This window comes from Eximiradius proteiniborus (assembly GCF_058546985.1).
Map to the genome: position 1 here is coordinate 1967258 of NZ_CM178592.1, position 15891 is coordinate 1983148.

The following is a 15891-nucleotide window of genomic DNA, read 5'->3' on the forward strand; positions in this document are numbered from 1 at the left end:
AAATATATGGACAGCTTACTTTCTTTATTTATCGGACAATACGTAGCAGACCTCAAGCGTAGCCTTATCCTGTTCGCTCCCGAACTTATTTTAGCTATTGCTTTTGTCTTGCTTGTTATTGTTGATCTGATTTTTCAGAAGTCAAAATACATTACCGGTGTTGTTGCTTTGCTCGGATTTGCTGCCGCTGCAATCTTTATGATTCTTAGCCCGGCAAATACTTCATTTGGCTTCTGGCAAATGTATGTGTTCGACCCATTCAGCACTTTCTTTAAATATATTTTCCTCATCTCTGGATTTGCGGTTGTGCTCATTTCGTTCTTCTCGAACGAACTGAATAAATCCGACCGCACTATGGGCGAATATTATACGCTCATTCTTGGAATGACTCTCGGTATGTTCGTTATTTCGAGTGCTGGCAATTTAATTTTGATCTATCTGGCTTTGGAAACAATGTCGCTAAGCTCTTATGTGCTTGCTGGCTACACCAAAGAAATTAAACGTGCAAGCGAAGCATCCCTGAAATATGTTATCTATGGTGCTTTGGCTTCTGGTTTGATGATTTACGGTATTTCTATCTTATACGGACTTACCGGAACTATGAGTCTTTTCCAGATTAATTCTTTCCTTGCTCAGTACCAAGGACCAGTTTTGCCTCTTGCCGTTGCATCGCTTTTGGTATTAGTCGGTTTTGGATATAAAATTTCTGCTGTTCCTTTCCATTTCTGGACTCCGGATGTTTACGAAGGGGCGCCTGTTGCGATTACAGCCTACTTGTCCGTTGCTTCCAAAGCTGCCGGCTTTGCAGTATTTATGCGTTTTCTTAAAGCCGGATTTATCGATCCTGCAACTGCCGGCTCGCAAGTGTGGGCAGTAGTTTCATCTATTGATTGGAAGTTTATCGTTGCCGTTCTCTCGGTGCTTTCGATGACTATCGGCAATCTTGTGGCTCTCTGGCAAACTAACGTTAAGCGTATGCTTGCCTATTCGAGTATTGCTCACGCTGGCTATATGCTTATGGGCGTTACCGTAATGACAGAAGGCGGATACCTCGCTGTGATGATCTATTTCTTTACTTATCTTTTAATGAATTTCGGCGCTTTCTACGTTATTCAGCTTATTGCTAACGAAATCGGAAGCGAAGAACTCGAAGATTATAACGGGCTCGGCTACCGTTCTCCATTGCTCGGAACAGCAATGGCAATTTTCCTTGTTTCGCTGACAGGCTTGCCACCAACTGCCGGATTTGTTGGCAAATTATATATTTTTCAGGCAGTGGTTAATTCCAACTTGATATGGCTTGCTGTCATCGGCGTTCTCAACTCTGTTGTGTCGCTGGCATATTATGCAAAAGTTTTCAGAAATATGTGGTTGCGTGGAGTCGATAGCAATTCAGCACCGTTGAAATACTCTATCTACGCTCAATTGCTCGTTTATGCTTTTGCAATCCCTACTCTCTATTATGGTATATTCTGGTCGCCGTTAGTATTCTGGGCAAAAAGTTCAGTTCTGATGTTCATCGGAAAATAATTCAAATTATAATAGCATTATTGATAATTCAAAGAGGCGAATGTTTGTTCGCCTCTTTTTGTATATTTCAAGTCTTCAGATATAATAAATATATCTCATGAACTTGTTATTTCACGGTAATAATTAAATTCAACTTTAGATTCAAATAAATTTTCTTCCAATAGTTCTAATTTTTTAAGAGATATTTTAATTGCTTCCTCAGAATTATCTATGCCTATCCAATTCCTACCATTTAAATGAGCAGCTTTTAAAGTTGTTCCTGAACCTGCAAAGCAATCTAAAACAATGCTATCCGGATTTGAAGAAGTTTTAATAATTAAATCTAACATATCAAAGTTCTTCTCAGTTGGATAAACAGGATATTGTGGATCCTTAAAATCCCATATATCCTGCATTCTTTTGCCCTGCATTTCATCAAGATAGATGATTTTTCTTGGATTACCACGCTCGCTCCATTCTATTAATCCAGACTCGTCCCATTTCTCTAATGTAAGAATGTCGCTTCTCCAGTGACGACCAGGTGGTGGTAATATTCCCTTAAAAGGTAAAGCAGTATTGCCATTTTTTGTCTCACCAGGTGCGTGAAGTGGAATAGTAGTGTATCGTCTCCCATTTTTATCAATTTTAGAGAATAATTTGATTTTATCTGTTTCTGAATAAGGAATTCTCGGTTCGTTCCAGATTAATTTATCACTTTTTGAATAAAACAAAATTAAGTCTTTTATATTGCCATAAGCTTTTCTGTAAAAGTTTTTGGGATTACACTTAATACGTGTAATATCGTTACGAAAATTATCGATACCAAATATTTCATCCATAATTACTTTAACGTAAGGACCAATTTTATAATCAGTATGAAGATAAATCGACCCCTGATCTGATAGTAGCATTTTTAGCAGAATTAGTCTCTCTCGCAGGAATTCGATAAAATCAGAACCTAATAATTTATCTTTATATGCTATTTTCCCATTTGTTGAGTTACTTATAGAGTTAGCTCTTTCGTCAGTCAAAGTAAAAATATTGTTTGTTGAAAATGGTGGATCTATGTAAATAAGATCAATTTTACCACTTAAATTAGCCTTTGTAATTAAATATTTTAGTGCTTTTAAATTATCAGATAAAAAAAGCATATTTTTTTTGCTACACGAATTTACTATTTCATATTCAACATCAGGTATTCTGTTAAATATTTCTTTATCTGATTTCTTATTTTTATATTCTAAAATCATAATTGATATAAAAAATCCCTTAATACTAAACAACTCATAATATTTAGATTATTATATTTTGTTGAAATATCACGATACATTTTATTTTTACCTTTTATGTAAACAACTCCATCAAGAATTGCTACTTTTATTGCCTTAACTGCTGGTGTTTGCAACATACTAATTGCATCATTAAATTGTGCATTTTGATGACCACCAAAATCAGTTAAGAATTTTGCTTCTCCGATTACATATTTACCATTGAAGCGACAAACCAAATCCAAACCTTTTGTATGATTATAGTTTAAATGCTTACTCGCAAATTCCATTAGTTGATTGTCGCTTCCAGATAAGATTGCATCTTCATCGTTTTCAATAAATTTATCGATAGGAACAGGTTCTAAACCTAATGCTTTTGAATTAAGCCACCGTCTGAAAAATGGTCCAATTTGTCGATTTGTTTCTTTTGGTTCACTACAACGTTCATAAATCCTGTCTAATCCCATTTCATATAAACGTCCGCATAGCCTGTTGATAGTTTTAGGATTTCGTTCAATTGCCGAAGGGTCTCTTCTCAAATATGAAACATAACTATCTTTAATTGGAAATAGGTTAAGTTTTAAAAGATCTTTTATTAATGAAATATTATCTTTATTATTAAAGGATATCTCAATTGAATTCCATACAGAATTATCAATTTTCCTTATTCCTTCGGGAATCGTTGGATAAACTGCAAATAACTCATCAAGATATGCTTTTTGATTAGCTAATTCAATACTTATTTCAGTCCAGTAATTCATAAAATATTATTACAAAAAGGATATATGAACATCTTAAAAAATACTAATAAATAATTACACAAATTAATGATTTTATAACTCTTCAACAAATATCAAATAATGATCCGAATTCGACATTCATCATTCATCATATAAATTATTTATAAAAATTAATTTTCAAAAACAATTTAATTTATTATTTAAAAATCAAGTTCCTTTTTCGAAAAAAATAATTCCTGTAAAAAATTACTAAAAAATTTATAAATAATTCGCATAAATTTAAAAAAATCAAAAATTTATTTGGAAAGAAATATTTTTTTTTATAGTTTTGTCAGCTCTATGAGAGTAAATTGTTAAAAAGTAATAAAAAAATGGAGACTTTTGAGTGCCAACAATAAGTCAGTTAATACGAAAAGGGCGTAAAAAGGTAGTTTACAAGAGTAAATCGCCCGCTTTGCAATCTTGCCCGCAAAGACGCGGTGTATGCACTCGCGTTTATACAACTACGCCTAAAAAACCTAATTCAGCATTAAGAAAAGTGGCACGTGTTAGGCTGTCTAATCAAATCGAAGTTACTGCTTATATCCCGGGCGAAGGTCATAACCTTCAGGAACACTCCATCGTTTATGTTCGCGGTGGCAGAGTAAAGGACTTGCCCGGTGTTCGTTATCACATAATTCGTGGTACAGCCGATACACAAGGTGTTGATGGTCGCAAGCAAGGTCGCTCTAAATACGGTGCTAAGAGACCGAAAGCAAAAGGACCCGCTGCTGCAGGTAAAAAATAATAATGGATATGTTTATTAAGAGTTTGATATGAGAAAAAGAAGAGCAGAAAAACGTCCAATGATACCGGATCCAAAATTCGGGGATCCTGTCGTTTCTAAGTTTATCAATTGCATAATGCTCCAGGGCAAGAAAAGCACGGCTCGTAGCATCGTTTATGATGCTTTCAGTATTATCGAAGAACGAGCTAAGCAAAATCCACTCGAAGTGTTCCACAAAGCTATGCAAAATGTGGCTCCTTTGGTGGAAGTGCGTTCCCGTCGTGTCGGCGGTGCAACTTATCAGGTGCCCGTAGATGTTCGCGAAGAACGTCGTATCGCTTTGGCTATCCGCTGGCTCAAAACCTATGCCAAAGCTCGCCGCGATCACTCTATGGCTCAACGCCTTGCCGCTGAAATTATGGCAGCTTCTCGTGGAGAAGGCTCCGCTGTGAAAAAACGTGAAGATACTCATAGAATGGCTGAAGCTAATAAAGCTTTCGCTCACTTTAAATGGTAATCCTATTTTCGTTCTTTGTCAATTTGTTAGCCTGATTGCGTGTAACTATGCCGACTGAAACCGACAAATCAAAAATAAGAAACATTGGAATAATGGCTCACATCGATGCAGGTAAAACTACTACCACCGAAAGAATTCTCTTCTATTCCGGTTACCTGCATAAACTCGGTGAAGTCGACGAAGGCACTGCCTTTATGGACTATATGGAGCAGGAAAAAGAACGCGGCATCACTATTATGTCCGCTTGCACTCCTGTCTTCTGGAAAGATTATGTTATCAACATAATCGATACTCCCGGCCACGTTGATTTTACTGCCGAAGTCCAACGTTCTCTCCGTGTTTTAGACGGTGCTGTTGCCATTTTCTGTGCTGTCGGCGGCGTAGAACCACAAAGCGAAACTGTCTGGCACCAAGCTGATGAATATCGCGTCCCACGTATTGCGTTCGTTAATAAAATGGACCGTATGGGCGCCGATTTCTACCGCGTCCTCGATATGATGCGGCAACGCTTGGGCGCTAACCCCATTGCAGTTGAAATCCCAATCGGCTCCGAAGATGGCTTCTCGGGTGTTATCGACCTAATGAAAATGAAAGCTGTCTTCTTCGACTATGAATCTCACGGCTCTGTTTTCTCCGAAGGTGATATTCCTGAAGATTACAAACAAAAAGCCGAAGAAATGAGACAAATTATGGTCGAAAAAATTGCCGAACTGGATGATGTGCTTGTGGAAAAATATCTTAACGGCGATGATATTTCGGAAGATGAACTTAAAGCCGCTCTCAAAAAAGGCGTTCTCGAACTGAAAGCTATCCCGGTTCTGGTAGGTGCGTCGCTCAAAAATGTTGGTGTGCAACCACTGATTGAAGCCATTATCGATTACCTGCCTTCTCCTGATGAAATTGAACCGGCAAGCGGCTTCGATATTAAAGATGCAGAAAAGAAAATTGTTCGCCTTCCGAAAGATGATGAACCTTTCTCGGCTCTTGCGTTCAAAGTGTTGGTCGATCCTTACGTCGGACGCGTCTGTATCGTGAGAATTTACTCCGGCGTTCTGAAAGTTGGTGAAGCTAAATATAATCCCGGAGCCGACAAAAAAGAAAAAATTCTGAAAATTCTCAAACTTTATGCTAATCGCCGCGAAGAAATCCAGCAAGCATCAGCAGGTGATATCGTAGCTATACCGGGACTTCGGTTTACAAAAACAGGTGATACGCTTTGCGATCAGCAAAAGCCAATTCTTTTTGAAAAAATTCGCTTTTCTGAACCTGTTATTAACCAGTCCATCGAAGCTAAAACACTTGCTGACCAGGATAAACTGCTCGAAGCGCTCGAAAAACTTGCCGACGAAGACCCAACGTTCCGTTATAAATTCGACGAGGAAAGCGGGCAAATTATCATCAGCGGTGTAGGTGAGCTTCATCTGGAAATTATAGTCGATCGGTTGCTGCGTGAGTTTAACGTTGCTGCCCGTGTCGGCAAACCAATGGTTGCTTATCGCGAAACTATTTCCAGAGAAGTTGAGCAGGAAGGGCTTTTCGATAAATCTACAGGTGGCAAAAATCAGTTTGGTTATGTTAAATTGATTGTTGCCCCAGGTGCCCAGGGTTCTGGTATTGTAGTCAAAAACGAAATCCCGAAGAAAGCTCTCGACGAATTATACGCAATCGCACTTCAACAAGGCGCCCGTGAGGCACTTAATATTGGTCCGAACGGGTACCCGATGGTTGATGTTGAAGTAAGGCTAATCGATTCAAGATACGTGGAAGGCGAATCGACCGATGTTGCATACAAAATTGCTGCTTCTATCGCAGTCAAAGATGCAGTTCGTCAAGCCAACCCCGTATTGCTCGAACCGGTGTTCAAAGTTGAAGTAGTGTCGCCCGAAGAATATGTAGGCGATATTATTTCAGATATGAACTCAAGGCGAGGACGAATCGAAGGCATTTCGCAAAGAGGGACGATGCAAGTGGTCAATTGCTTAGCTCCGCTCTCTGAAATGTTCGGTTATGTAACCAAACTGCGTTCGCTCAGCCAAGGTCGCGCAGTTTATTCGATGACGTTTTCGCACTACGAACCGGCATTGCAAAAAAATGGAAACTATTGATTTTTTTATAAATTTATTAACTAATGTAGTTCAAAATTTTAGGAGCTAAAAATGGCTAAAGAAAAATTTGATCGTTCCAAACCACACGTTAACGTTGGAACAATCGGCCACGTTGACCACGGTAAGACTACTCTTACTGCTGCTATCACAATGGCACTCTACAAAAAATTAAACAAAGGCGAAGTTCGTACCTTCGATTCGATCGACAACGCACCAGAAGAAAGAGCACGCGGGATCACGATCGCTACTGCTCACGTTGAATACGAAACTGAAAAACGTCACTACGCTCACGTTGACTGCCCTGGTCACGCTGACTACGTTAAAAACATGATTACTGGTGCTGCTCAGATGGACGGTGCAATCCTTGTTTGCGCTGCTACTGACGGTCCTATGCCTCAAACTCGTGAACACATCTTGCTTGCTCGCCAAGTTGGCGTTCCAAGAATAGTTGTTTTCCTTAACAAAGTTGATATTGCTGACCCAGAACTTTTAGACCTCGTCGAAATGGAACTTCGCGAACTTCTTTCGCAATATGAATTCCCTGGCGACGAAATTCCTATTATTCGCGGTTCTGCATTGAAAGCATTGGATGCTGGCTCAGACTCAAGTGTCGGCGCCGACGACCCACGTCTGCAATGCATCTACGAACTTATGGATGCTGTTGATAGCTACATCCCAACTCCTCAACGTGATGTTGATAAACCTTTCTTGATGCCTGTCGAAGACGTGTTCTCAATTACTGGCCGTGGTACTGTTGCTACTGGTCGTATCGACCGCGGCGTTATCAAAGTTTCCGAAGAAGTTGAAATCGTTGGCTTCGGCTTGCATAAGAAAACTACTTGTACTGGCGTTGAAATGTTCCGCAAACTTCTTGATGAAGGCGTTGCTGGTGATAACGTTGGTCTTCTCCTCCGCGGTATCGAAAAGAAAGAAATCGAACGCGGTATGGTTATTGCAAAACCAGGTTCAATCACTCCTCACCACAAATTCAACGCTCAGGTTTACGTATTGAAGAAGGAAGAAGGCGGTCGTCATACTCCATTCTTCAACGGTTACCGCCCACAATTCTATTTCCGTACAACTGACGTAACTGGTTCGCTCCATCTGCCAGCTGGTGTTGAAATGGTTATGCCTGGCGATAACTTAGACAACTTAGAAATCGAACTCATTACTCCAATCGCTATGGAAGAAGGTCTTCGTTTCGCTATCCGCGAAGGCGGCCGTACAGTTGGTGCTGGCGTTGTAACTAAAATTATTGAATAATTTGTTCCTAATTTAGGATAGTTTGAGGAATAGTAAAGTGGCAACACAAAGAATAAGAATAAAACTAAAATCATTTGACCACAATCTGATTGATAAATCAACTGAAAGAATTGTTCGCACAGTTAAACAGACCGGTGCAGTGGTATCAGGTCCGATACCACTGCCTACCCGTCGCACTGTCTATACAGTTAATCGTTCCCCTCACGTTGATAAAAAATCCCGTGAGCAATTCGAAACAAGAATTCATAAGAGACTTATCGATATTTTTAGCTCTACTCAAAAAACTATCGATGCTCTTATGAAACTTGAAATACCTGCTGGTGTAGATGTTGAAGTTAAGGTTTAATGTAGGAGTTAAGGATGAAATCAGCAATTTTAGGAATGAAACTCGGAATGACATCTGTATTGACAGAGGACGGAAAATCAATACCGGTTACTGTTATCGAAGCTGGACCTTGCCCTGTGGTGCTTGTTCGCACTCCTGAACGCGACGGCTACAAAGCTGTCCAGGTGGGCTTCGTTGATAAAAAAGAAAATAGAACTAATAAACCTTTGCTCGGTCATTTTAAGAAAGCCGGCGTCGAACCTAAAAGATTTTTGAAAGAATTTCGCGAATTTCAACGCGAACTCAACGTTGGCGATGTGCTTACTGTCGAGCAATTCGCAAAAGGTGATAAAATCCGTATCAGCGGAACAAGCAAAGGTCGTGGCTTCCAGGGTGTTGTAAAACGCCATCATTTCGGTGGTGTCGGTATGACAACACACGGTCAATCAGATAGAGTTCGCCACCCAGGTTCAATCGGCTCGTCGTCCTATCCATCACGCGTATTCCGCGGACTGAGAATGGCTGGTCGTATGGGTGGTAAGCGTGCTACGGTTCGCAACTTAGAAGTAATTGATGTTATCCCGGAAAAAAATCTGCTACTTGTCAAAGGTAGTGTTCCGGGCGCTCCAAAAACTTTATTAGAAATTATAAAGCAATAAGGCTAAAGTAAAATGCTTGTAGATGTATATACAAAAGATGGTCAAAAATCTGGGCAGATTGAACTCCCCGATGATGTATTCGCTGTCGAACCAAATGAACATGCAATGCATCTTGCTGTTGTTCAATATCTTGCAAACCATCGTCAAGGCACAAGAAAAACTAAGCTTCGCTCAGAAGTGTCCGGCGGCGGCAAAAAACCTTGGAGACAAAAAGGTCGTGGTACCGCTCGTGCTGGATCGACCCGCTCTCCTCTCTGGGTTGGTGGTGGCACTATTCACGGTCCTAAACCAACAGTTTTCGAAATGAAACTGCCCAAGAAAATTAAACGCCTTGCAAGGAAATCTGCTCTATCCTTGCGCGCAAAAGAAAATAATCTTATGGTCGTCGAAGACTTCTCGTTCGACGAAATTAAGACTAAATCAATGGCTCAAATTCTCAAAAATTTGCAATTAGACGGTGCTTCGACTTTGCTCCTTCTTCCTCAGCCAGACTATAAATTGTATATGTCCGCCCGGAATATACCTAAAGTCGAAGTTGCACCTGCTGACAAAATATCTACTTACGATATTTTAAAGCATAAAAAGATTGTTCTTTTTAAAGGCGCTGTTGAGCCAATTCAAAAGACATTCAATAATTAATGGAAACGATTAACTATGTTGCAGATAATAAAAAGACCGGTTATCACGGAAAAAGCTATGAAGCTTGCGAGCGCTCGCCAATACGTGTTCGCCGTGGACCCAAAAGCTAATAAAATCGAAATTAAAAAAGCTATCGAAGAAATGTTCGAAGTCGATGTTATTAGCGTTCGCACCGTGAATATTAAAGGAAAGAATAAAATTCGTCTAACTCGTCGCGGTCTTATGCGTGGTCGTACGCCTAATATCAAAAAGGCTTACGTTACATTGAAAGAGGGACAATCAATTGAATTAGTCTCCGGACCGGTTGAAGAATAATATTATTAAATTAATGATGAAACTAAAATGGGAATTAGAGTATTAAAACCAATAACACCCGGAACAAGGTTCTACTCGGTTTCTGATTTCGCCGAAATCACTACCGATAAACCTTATAAACCACTTACTACAACTCTCAAAAAAACTGGTGGTAGAAATAATACCGGTAGAATTACTTCTCGTCATCGTGGCGGTGGGCATAAACGCAGATACAGAATTATCGATTTCAAAAGAAATAAAATCGGTATCAATGCCGTTGTCGAAACTATCGAATACGACCCAAACCGCACTGCAAGAATTGCTTTAGTCCGCTACGAAGATGGTGAACGCCGTTATATTATCGCTCCCGACAAACTTAAAGTCGGCGACGTTATCCAAACCGGACCAGACGCTGAATTCAAAGATGGAAACGCTCTTCCATTATACAAGATTCCTGTCGGTCTGTTCGTTCATAACGTCGAACTTAAACCAGGCAAAGGCGGTCAAATCGCTCGCAGCGCTGGCTCTAGCGTTCAATTGCTTGCTATCGACGGCAAATTTGCTCACCTGAAAATGCCATCCGGCGAAATTCGTATGGTGCCAAGCAAATGCTATGCTACTTTGGGTGTTGTAAGCAACTCAGACCACGAAAATATTCTGCTCGGCAAAGCCGGTAGAAGCCGTTGGTTAGGTATCAGACCTCAAACTCGCGGTATGGCTATGAACCCAATCGACCACCCAATGGGCGGTGGCGAAGGGCGTTCAAAATCCGGCGGCGGTCGCCAACATCCTCGCTCGCCTTGGGGTCAAATTGCAAAAGGGCTTAAAACCCGTAAAAAACGCAAGCATTCATCGAAATATATTGTTCGTTCTCGTAATAAGAAATAGTAAGGACTAATGTAATATGGCTCGTTCATTAAAAAAAGGTGTTTTCGTTCATTTTAAATTACTTAAAAAAATTAATGATTTGAACGAAACCAAAAAAAAGCAAGTAGTTAAAACGTGGTCGCGAGCTTCTACTATAACACCAGATTTTGTTGGGCACACTGTTGCTGTCCATAACGGAAAAAATTTCGTCCCCGTTTATGTTACCGAAAATATGGTCGGTCATAAACTCGGCGAATTCGCTCCTACGCGTATTTTCCGCGGACACGCAGGCAACCGTAAAGAAGCTAAGAAGAAATAGTTGGAGATAAATGATGGAAGCAAGAGCACAAAAAAAATATATTCACTCATCACCACGCAAAATGAGATTGCTTATTGACCTCATTCGTGGCAAAAAAGCAATGGAAGCTCTGACGATTTTGCGTTTCAACAAAAAGCTCGCAAGCCGCGACGCTGAAATGGTTCTCCGTTCAGCACTTGCTAACCTGAACCAAAAAGCAAAAGAAGAAGGTATTAACGTCTCGGACGAAAATATCGTTGTCAGCCGTGCTTACGTTGATTGCGGACCAACAATGAAAAGAATTCTGCCCGCCCCTATGGGACGTGCTTACAGAATGCGTAAACGCTCTAATCATCTTACAATTGTTGTCGAAGCAAAAGAATAGTATTAATTAAGGAGTATAAATTGGGACAGAAAACTAATCCAATAGGCCTTAGGCTCGGTATTATAAGAAGTTGGGACGCTAATTGGTTCGACGAAAAAAATGTCGCTGAAAAACTTACAGAAGACATTAACGTTCGTAACTATATCCGCAACCGCAAAAAGAAAGCCGGCGTCTCCCGCATCCTTGTTGAACGCACTGCGAAACAACTTCGTATTACGATATTTACTTCTCGTCCGGGTCAAATTATAGGCCGTTCGGGTAAAGATATTACTCAATTAGAAGAAGAACTCAAGAAAATTACGGGCAAAGACGTTAAAATTCTTATACACGAAATTAAACGCCCAGAACTTGATGCTCTTCTCGTTGCTGAAAATATTGCACAACAACTCGAAGGCAGAATCTCATTCCGTCGCGCTATGAAACAAGCTGTTTCTTCCTCGATGAGAATGGGCGCCCAAGGTATTCGTGTGATGTGTTCCGGCCGCTTGGGCGGCGCTGAAATGGCTCGCACCGAGCAATACAAAGAAGGACGTATTCCATTGCACACTCTTCGTGCGGATATCGACTACGGTACTGCTACTGCACACACTATCTACGGTGCTATCGGTATTAAAGTCTGGATATTCCGCGGAGAAATAATCGGCAAACAATCATAGTTAATTATTAAGTGAGTTAGATAAAATGTTATCACCAAAGAGAATAAGATATCGTAAAGCGCAACGCGGCGTTATGCGTGGTAACTCCAACCGTGGACATCTGGTCGCTTTCGGAGCATACGGCTTGAAAGCATTAGAAGAACACTGGATTACCAACCGCCAAATCGAAGCCGCTCGTATTGCTATCAATAGATATCTAAAACGCGACGGTAAAGTGTGGATTAGAATCTTTCCAGATAAACCTTACACCAAAAAACCTGCCGAAACTCGTCAAGGTAGCGGTAAAGGTAGCCCGGAAGGTTGGGTAGCAGCTGTTCGCCCTGGCAGAATCCTCTTCGAAGTCGATGGCGTCTCCCGCGAAGCTGCCCAGGAAGCACTCAGACTCGCGTCGCATAAGTTACCAATAAAAACGAAATTTGTAACACGTATAGATTTGGCTTATAATGAAACCACGTAAAGCAAAAGACCTAAGGGAGCTAACCGATAGCGAACTTGTGCGTTTGCTCCAAGAGTCGCAGGAAACTCTTGTTAAACAAAGATTCCAGCACTCTCTTAAGCAGTTGCAAGATACGGCTTATCTCAAAATTCTTCGCAAAGATATCGCCCGTATCAATACTATTTTAACTGAACGTCGTAATGCCAAAATTTAAAGGATAAGCAATGGAAATTCAGACTGTTGAACAAGAAGTTAAATCGCGTAAGAGAATTCTTACCGGCAAAGTAGTCTCCGATAAACCGGAAAAATCTATCGTTGTGATGGTTGAACGCCAGGTTGCTCATCCAATTTATAAAAAGTATTTTAAACGCTCCAAAAAATATATGGCACACGACGAAAATAACGAAGCGCACGTAGGCGATACTGTCCGCATTATCGAAGAGCGCCCACTAAGCGCTCGCAAAAGATGGAGATTACTTAAAATTGTTGAGCGTGCTAAGTAATTAAAGGGTTATAAACTATGATTCAAGAAGAAACAAATTTGACGGTAGCTGATAACTCCGGTGCTAAAAAAATTCGCTGCATTAGAGTGCTCGGCGGTCACGGCAAAAAATACGCAACTGTTGGCGACCTCGTTGTCGTCTCCGTCAAAGCCGCTATTCCCGGTGCTCCCGTCAAAAAAGGTAGCGTTCATAAAGCTGTTATCGTTCGTACCGCTAAAGAAATTCGTCGCAAAGATGGCTCCTGCATCAGATTCGATGATAATGCAGCCGTTATCCTGAACGATAAAGGCGAACCTCGTGGAACTCGTATTTTCGGTCCTGTTGCCCGCGAGCTTCGTGAAAAAAATTATATGAAAATTGTTTCACTCGCTCCGGAAGTATTATAAGGTGACTACTATGGCTAAACTTAAAATTAAAAAAGGCGACACCGTTCAAGTTATTGCTGGCGACGACAAAGGTAAAATCGGCAGAGTATTGGAAGTTTACCCAAAAACTATGAAAATCTTAGTCGAACAAGTTAATGTTCATAAAAAACATACTCGCCCCAATCAGCAATACCCTAACGGTGGTGTTATATCGAAAGAATTGCCTATTCATTACTCCAACGTAATGATCGTCGATTCTGATAAAAAGCCAACTCGTATCGGTATCCGCCACGAAATTAAAGGCGGTCGCAAAGAAACTATTCGCTTTGCTCGTACTAATAATAAAGATTTATAATATTAGGCAGTAATAGATATTATGGCAACTAAAACAACTAAAAAACCAGCAGCACCTGCAAAACCCGGCGTAAGCAAACGCGGAGACTTCCCCTTCGAAGGTAAACGCCTCGAAGAGGTACAGGACAAACAAATCCCAACTCCTCGTCTGTTTACCTTCTACAAGGAACAAGTTGTGCCTGCATTGATGAAAAAATTTAACTATAAGTCAATTATGCAGGTGCCTCGCCTCGAAAAAATTTGCCTCAATATGGGCATCGGCGACGCTGTTCAGGATTTGAAACTTTTGCAAAGTGCTATGAACGAACTCGAACTTATCTCAGGACAACGTCCTGTGGTAAGAAGAGCTAAAAAAGCTATTTCGAACTTTAAACTACGCGCCGGTATGCCAATCGGTGTTTCCGTTACGCTAAGAAGAGCAAGAATGTTTGAATTCCTCGACAGATTCATCAATATTGCTGCTCCACGTATTCGCGACTTCCGTGGATTTAGCGAAAAAGGTTTCGACGGACGCGGAAATTATTCGCTCGGTATCAAAGAGCAAATTATCTTCCCAGAAATCGACGTAGATAAAGTTTCGAAAATCGGTGGGCTCGATATTACTTTCGTAATGAGTTCCCACTCAGACGAAGAGTCGTATGCATTACTACAAGAATTTGGTTTTCCATTCCGTAAAAAAGATTGAGAATGAACTATGTCTAAAGTAAGTGTAAAAATGCGCAACGAAAAAAGACGCAGACTGGTAGAAAAATACCAAGCTAAACGCGAGGCTCTCAAAGCAGCCGGCGATTGGGAAGGCTTGCAAAAATTGCCCCGTAATAGCTCGCCTACACGTCTGCGCAACCGTTGTTCTATCAGCGGACGTGGTCGCGGCGTCTACCGTAAATTCGGTCTCTGCCGCAATATGTTCCGTCAATTAGCTCTGGAAGGAAAAATTCCAGGTATTCGTAAGGCCAGTTGGTGATATTAATATGGTAGGAATTATGCCAGTAACAGATCAAATATCTGATTTTTTAACACGCATTCGTAATGCCGGCCGTGCTGGTCATAAAACTGTTACAGCACCGGCTTCGAAGCTGAAAATCGCTATAGCCCGTATCCTCAAAGATCAAGGCTTTATAGCAGACTATGCAATTATCGAAGACAAAGTACAAAATCAAATAAAAGTTACTTTGAAGTATTATAACCGCGAACCTGCTATTCGCGAAATGAAACGTATCAGCAAACCCGGACGCCGTATTTACGTGTCGGTCGATAATTTGCCACGCATTAAAAACGGTCTCGGTATCGCTATTATTTCGACTTCCAAAGGTGTTCTCACCGATAAAGATGCGAAAAAATTTAACGTTGGCGGCGAATTTATTTGTTCAATTTGGTAATCTAATTTAAGGAGAGCCTGTCGTGTCCAGAATTGGTAAAAAACCTATACAAATACCTGACAAAGTTCAGGTCAAAATCGAAGATAGACTTCTTACAGCTAAAGGTCCAAAAGGCGAGCTTTCTTTTAGATTGCCCGAAGGTATTGACTATTCTCTCGAAAATAATACCCTTACTTTCAGCCGCCAAAACGACCTCAAACACATCCGTGCACTCCACGGACTTACCCGTGCAGAAGTCTATAACCGCATTGTCGGTGTTACAGAAGGATTTACCCGCACCCTGCTTATCGAAGGCGTCGGCTACAAAGTTGAAATGAGAGGCAAAAACCTGCTCCTCTCTATGGGCTACTCTCATCCAATTTTGTTCATACCGCCCGATAACGTTACTATTGAAGCTCCAAACCCGACTACTATCAAAATTTCGAGTATCGACAAAAATACTCTGGGGCTCGTTGCTGCGAAAATTCGCTCTATTCGTCCACCTGAGCCATACAAAGGCAAAGGTATCCGCTACGAAGGCGAATATATCCGCCGCAAAGCTGGTAAAGCTTCTGCTAAATAAT

At 40.8% G+C, this 15891-nt stretch carries 24 protein-coding genes; 22 read left to right on the forward strand and 2 right to left on the reverse strand.

What is annotated here, in order from left to right:
* The first annotated feature begins 6 nt into the window (after positions 1-6).
* On the forward strand, positions 7-1530 hold the full coding sequence (locus ACY2LT_RS08135) for an NADH-quinone oxidoreductase subunit N (RefSeq protein ID WP_491815045.1): 1524 nt from the start codon (positions 7-9) through the stop codon (positions 1528-1530).
* 95 nt (positions 1531-1625) lie between these two features.
* Here ACY2LT_RS08135 and ACY2LT_RS08140 read toward each other — a convergent pair whose 3' ends face one another.
* Together ACY2LT_RS08140 and ACY2LT_RS08145 are read right to left on the reverse strand one after the other, a co-directional pair.
* Positions 1626-2660 carry a site-specific DNA-methyltransferase gene (locus tag ACY2LT_RS08140; RefSeq protein ID WP_491816787.1) on the reverse strand — a complete coding sequence of 345 codons (1035 nt, stop codon included), beginning with the start codon at positions 2658-2660 and terminating at the stop codon, positions 1626-1628.
* Between the two features lie 95 nt (positions 2661-2755).
* Positions 2756-3538: a restriction endonuclease gene (locus tag ACY2LT_RS08145; RefSeq protein WP_491815046.1), complete on the reverse strand. Its 783-nt coding sequence runs from the start codon at positions 3536-3538 to the stop codon at positions 2756-2758.
* Between the two features lie 364 nt (positions 3539-3902).
* Between ACY2LT_RS08145 and rpsL the strand changes: the two genes are divergently transcribed.
* The 21 genes from rpsL to rplF are packed head-to-tail and all read left to right on the forward strand — an operon-like array spanning position 3903 to position 15890.
* Positions 3903-4304, forward strand: coding sequence for a 30S ribosomal protein S12 (gene rpsL, locus ACY2LT_RS08150; RefSeq protein ID WP_491815047.1), 402 nt, complete (start codon positions 3903-3905; stop codon positions 4302-4304).
* Positions 4305-4332: 28 nt separating this feature from the next.
* A complete protein-coding gene (rpsG, locus tag ACY2LT_RS08155) occupies positions 4333-4800 on the forward strand; it encodes a 30S ribosomal protein S7 (protein WP_491815048.1) in 468 nt (155 codons plus the stop codon).
* 47 nt (positions 4801-4847) lie between these two features.
* A complete protein-coding gene (gene fusA, locus ACY2LT_RS08160; protein WP_491815049.1) occupies positions 4848-6905 on the forward strand; it encodes an elongation factor G in 2058 nt (685 codons plus the stop codon).
* Between the two features lie 51 nt (positions 6906-6956).
* A complete protein-coding gene (tuf, locus tag ACY2LT_RS08165) occupies positions 6957-8168 on the forward strand; it encodes an elongation factor Tu (RefSeq protein ID WP_491815050.1) in 1212 nt (403 codons plus the stop codon).
* 37 nt (positions 8169-8205) lie between these two features.
* Positions 8206-8514, forward strand: a complete 309-nt coding sequence (rpsJ, locus tag ACY2LT_RS08170) for a 30S ribosomal protein S10 (RefSeq protein WP_491815051.1) — start codon at positions 8206-8208, stop codon at positions 8512-8514.
* 14 nt (positions 8515-8528) lie between these two features.
* The gene (gene rplC, locus ACY2LT_RS08175; RefSeq protein WP_491815052.1) at positions 8529-9152 is read left to right on the forward strand and encodes a 50S ribosomal protein L3; all 624 of its coding nucleotides are present in this window, start codon (positions 8529-8531) and stop codon (positions 9150-9152) included.
* Positions 9153-9164: 12 nt separating this feature from the next.
* Positions 9165-9791, forward strand: coding sequence for a 50S ribosomal protein L4 (gene rplD, locus ACY2LT_RS08180; protein ID WP_491815053.1), 627 nt, complete (start codon positions 9165-9167; stop codon positions 9789-9791).
* Between the two features lie 15 nt (positions 9792-9806).
* Positions 9807-10106 carry a 50S ribosomal protein L23 gene (rplW, locus tag ACY2LT_RS08185; RefSeq protein ID WP_491815054.1) on the forward strand — a complete coding sequence of 100 codons (300 nt, stop codon included), beginning with the start codon at positions 9807-9809 and terminating at the stop codon, positions 10104-10106.
* Positions 10107-10133: 27 nt separating this feature from the next.
* Positions 10134-10973 (forward strand): 50S ribosomal protein L2, encoded by an 840-nt coding sequence (rplB, locus tag ACY2LT_RS08190; protein WP_491815056.1) that lies wholly within the window; start codon positions 10134-10136, stop codon positions 10971-10973.
* A 16-nt stretch (positions 10974-10989) separates the two neighbouring features.
* Entirely contained in the window at positions 10990-11271 is a 282-nt protein-coding gene (rpsS, locus tag ACY2LT_RS08195; RefSeq protein ID WP_491815057.1) for a 30S ribosomal protein S19, read from the forward strand.
* 10 nt (positions 11272-11281) lie between these two features.
* Positions 11282-11635: a 50S ribosomal protein L22 gene (gene rplV / locus ACY2LT_RS08200; RefSeq protein ID WP_491815059.1), complete on the forward strand. Its 354-nt coding sequence runs from the start codon at positions 11282-11284 to the stop codon at positions 11633-11635.
* A 20-nt stretch (positions 11636-11655) separates the two neighbouring features.
* Positions 11656-12291 carry a 30S ribosomal protein S3 gene (rpsC, locus tag ACY2LT_RS08205; protein ID WP_491815060.1) on the forward strand — a complete coding sequence of 212 codons (636 nt, stop codon included), beginning with the start codon at positions 11656-11658 and terminating at the stop codon, positions 12289-12291.
* Between the two features lie 25 nt (positions 12292-12316).
* A complete protein-coding gene (gene rplP / locus ACY2LT_RS08210; protein ID WP_491815061.1) occupies positions 12317-12748 on the forward strand; it encodes a 50S ribosomal protein L16 in 432 nt (143 codons plus the stop codon).
* The gene (gene rpmC / locus ACY2LT_RS08215; protein ID WP_491815062.1) at positions 12735-12941 is read left to right on the forward strand and encodes a 50S ribosomal protein L29; all 207 of its coding nucleotides are present in this window, start codon (positions 12735-12737) and stop codon (positions 12939-12941) included. Before rplP ends, rpmC begins: the two co-directional genes overlap by 14 nt.
* A 10-nt stretch (positions 12942-12951) precedes the next feature.
* Positions 12952-13230, forward strand: a complete 279-nt coding sequence (gene rpsQ, locus ACY2LT_RS08220) for a 30S ribosomal protein S17 (RefSeq protein ID WP_491815064.1) — start codon at positions 12952-12954, stop codon at positions 13228-13230.
* Positions 13231-13247: 17 nt separating this feature from the next.
* Positions 13248-13616 carry a 50S ribosomal protein L14 gene (gene rplN / locus ACY2LT_RS08225; protein ID WP_491815065.1) on the forward strand — a complete coding sequence of 123 codons (369 nt, stop codon included), beginning with the start codon at positions 13248-13250 and terminating at the stop codon, positions 13614-13616.
* 10 nt (positions 13617-13626) lie between these two features.
* Positions 13627-13950 carry a 50S ribosomal protein L24 gene (rplX, locus tag ACY2LT_RS08230; protein ID WP_491815066.1) on the forward strand — a complete coding sequence of 108 codons (324 nt, stop codon included), beginning with the start codon at positions 13627-13629 and terminating at the stop codon, positions 13948-13950.
* Positions 13951-13971: 21 nt separating this feature from the next.
* The gene (gene rplE, locus ACY2LT_RS08235) at positions 13972-14634 is read left to right on the forward strand and encodes a 50S ribosomal protein L5 (protein WP_491815067.1); all 663 of its coding nucleotides are present in this window, start codon (positions 13972-13974) and stop codon (positions 14632-14634) included.
* A 9-nt stretch (positions 14635-14643) separates the two neighbouring features.
* On the forward strand, positions 14644-14913 hold the full coding sequence (rpsN, locus tag ACY2LT_RS08240; RefSeq protein ID WP_491815068.1) for a 30S ribosomal protein S14: 270 nt from the start codon (positions 14644-14646) through the stop codon (positions 14911-14913).
* Between the two features lie 19 nt (positions 14914-14932).
* A complete protein-coding gene (gene rpsH, locus ACY2LT_RS08245; protein WP_491815069.1) occupies positions 14933-15328 on the forward strand; it encodes a 30S ribosomal protein S8 in 396 nt (131 codons plus the stop codon).
* 22 nt (positions 15329-15350) lie between these two features.
* The gene (rplF, locus tag ACY2LT_RS08250; RefSeq protein ID WP_491815071.1) at positions 15351-15890 is read left to right on the forward strand and encodes a 50S ribosomal protein L6; all 540 of its coding nucleotides are present in this window, start codon (positions 15351-15353) and stop codon (positions 15888-15890) included.
* The last annotated feature ends 1 nt before the right edge of the window (position 15891 follow it).

Excerpts from the sequence above, each read along its gene's own strand:
- rplC (WP_491815052.1), top strand. The coding sequence starts at position 8,529 with ATGAAATCAGCAATTTTAGGAATGAAACTCGGAATGACATCTGTATTG.
- rpmC (WP_491815062.1), top strand. The coding sequence starts at position 12,735 with ATGAAACCACGTAAAGCAAAAGACCTAAGGGAGCTAACCGATAGCGAA.
- rplB (WP_491815056.1), top strand. The coding sequence starts at position 10,134 with ATGGGAATTAGAGTATTAAAACCAATAACACCCGGAACAAGGTTCTAC.
- rpsS (WP_491815057.1), top strand. The coding sequence starts at position 10,990 with ATGGCTCGTTCATTAAAAAAAGGTGTTTTCGTTCATTTTAAATTACTT.
- rpsN (WP_491815068.1), top strand. The coding sequence starts at position 14,644 with ATGTCTAAAGTAAGTGTAAAAATGCGCAACGAAAAAAGACGCAGACTG.
- rplP (WP_491815061.1), top strand. The coding sequence starts at position 12,317 with ATGTTATCACCAAAGAGAATAAGATATCGTAAAGCGCAACGCGGCGTT.
- rplV (WP_491815059.1), top strand. The coding sequence starts at position 11,282 with ATGATGGAAGCAAGAGCACAAAAAAAATATATTCACTCATCACCACGC.
- rpsG (WP_491815048.1), top strand. The coding sequence starts at position 4,333 with ATGAGAAAAAGAAGAGCAGAAAAACGTCCAATGATACCGGATCCAAAA.
- tuf (WP_491815050.1), top strand. The coding sequence starts at position 6,957 with ATGGCTAAAGAAAAATTTGATCGTTCCAAACCACACGTTAACGTTGGA.
- rplN (WP_491815065.1), top strand. The coding sequence starts at position 13,248 with ATGATTCAAGAAGAAACAAATTTGACGGTAGCTGATAACTCCGGTGCT.
- rplW (WP_491815054.1), top strand. The coding sequence starts at position 9,807 with ATGTTGCAGATAATAAAAAGACCGGTTATCACGGAAAAAGCTATGAAG.
- rplX (WP_491815066.1), top strand. The coding sequence starts at position 13,627 with ATGGCTAAACTTAAAATTAAAAAAGGCGACACCGTTCAAGTTATTGCT.
- rpsQ (WP_491815064.1), top strand. The coding sequence starts at position 12,952 with ATGGAAATTCAGACTGTTGAACAAGAAGTTAAATCGCGTAAGAGAATT.
- ACY2LT_RS08135 (WP_491815045.1), top strand. The coding sequence starts at position 7 with ATGGACAGCTTACTTTCTTTATTTATCGGACAATACGTAGCAGACCTC.
- ACY2LT_RS08140 (WP_491816787.1), bottom strand. The coding sequence starts at position 2,660 with ATGCTTTTTTTATCTGATAATTTAAAAGCACTAAAATATTTAATTACA.
- rplE (WP_491815067.1), top strand. The coding sequence starts at position 13,972 with ATGGCAACTAAAACAACTAAAAAACCAGCAGCACCTGCAAAACCCGGC.
- ACY2LT_RS08145 (WP_491815046.1), bottom strand. The coding sequence starts at position 3,538 with ATGAATTACTGGACTGAAATAAGTATTGAATTAGCTAATCAAAAAGCA.
- rpsH (WP_491815069.1), top strand. The coding sequence starts at position 14,933 with ATGCCAGTAACAGATCAAATATCTGATTTTTTAACACGCATTCGTAAT.
- rplD (WP_491815053.1), top strand. The coding sequence starts at position 9,165 with ATGCTTGTAGATGTATATACAAAAGATGGTCAAAAATCTGGGCAGATT.
- fusA (WP_491815049.1), top strand. The coding sequence starts at position 4,848 with ATGCCGACTGAAACCGACAAATCAAAAATAAGAAACATTGGAATAATG.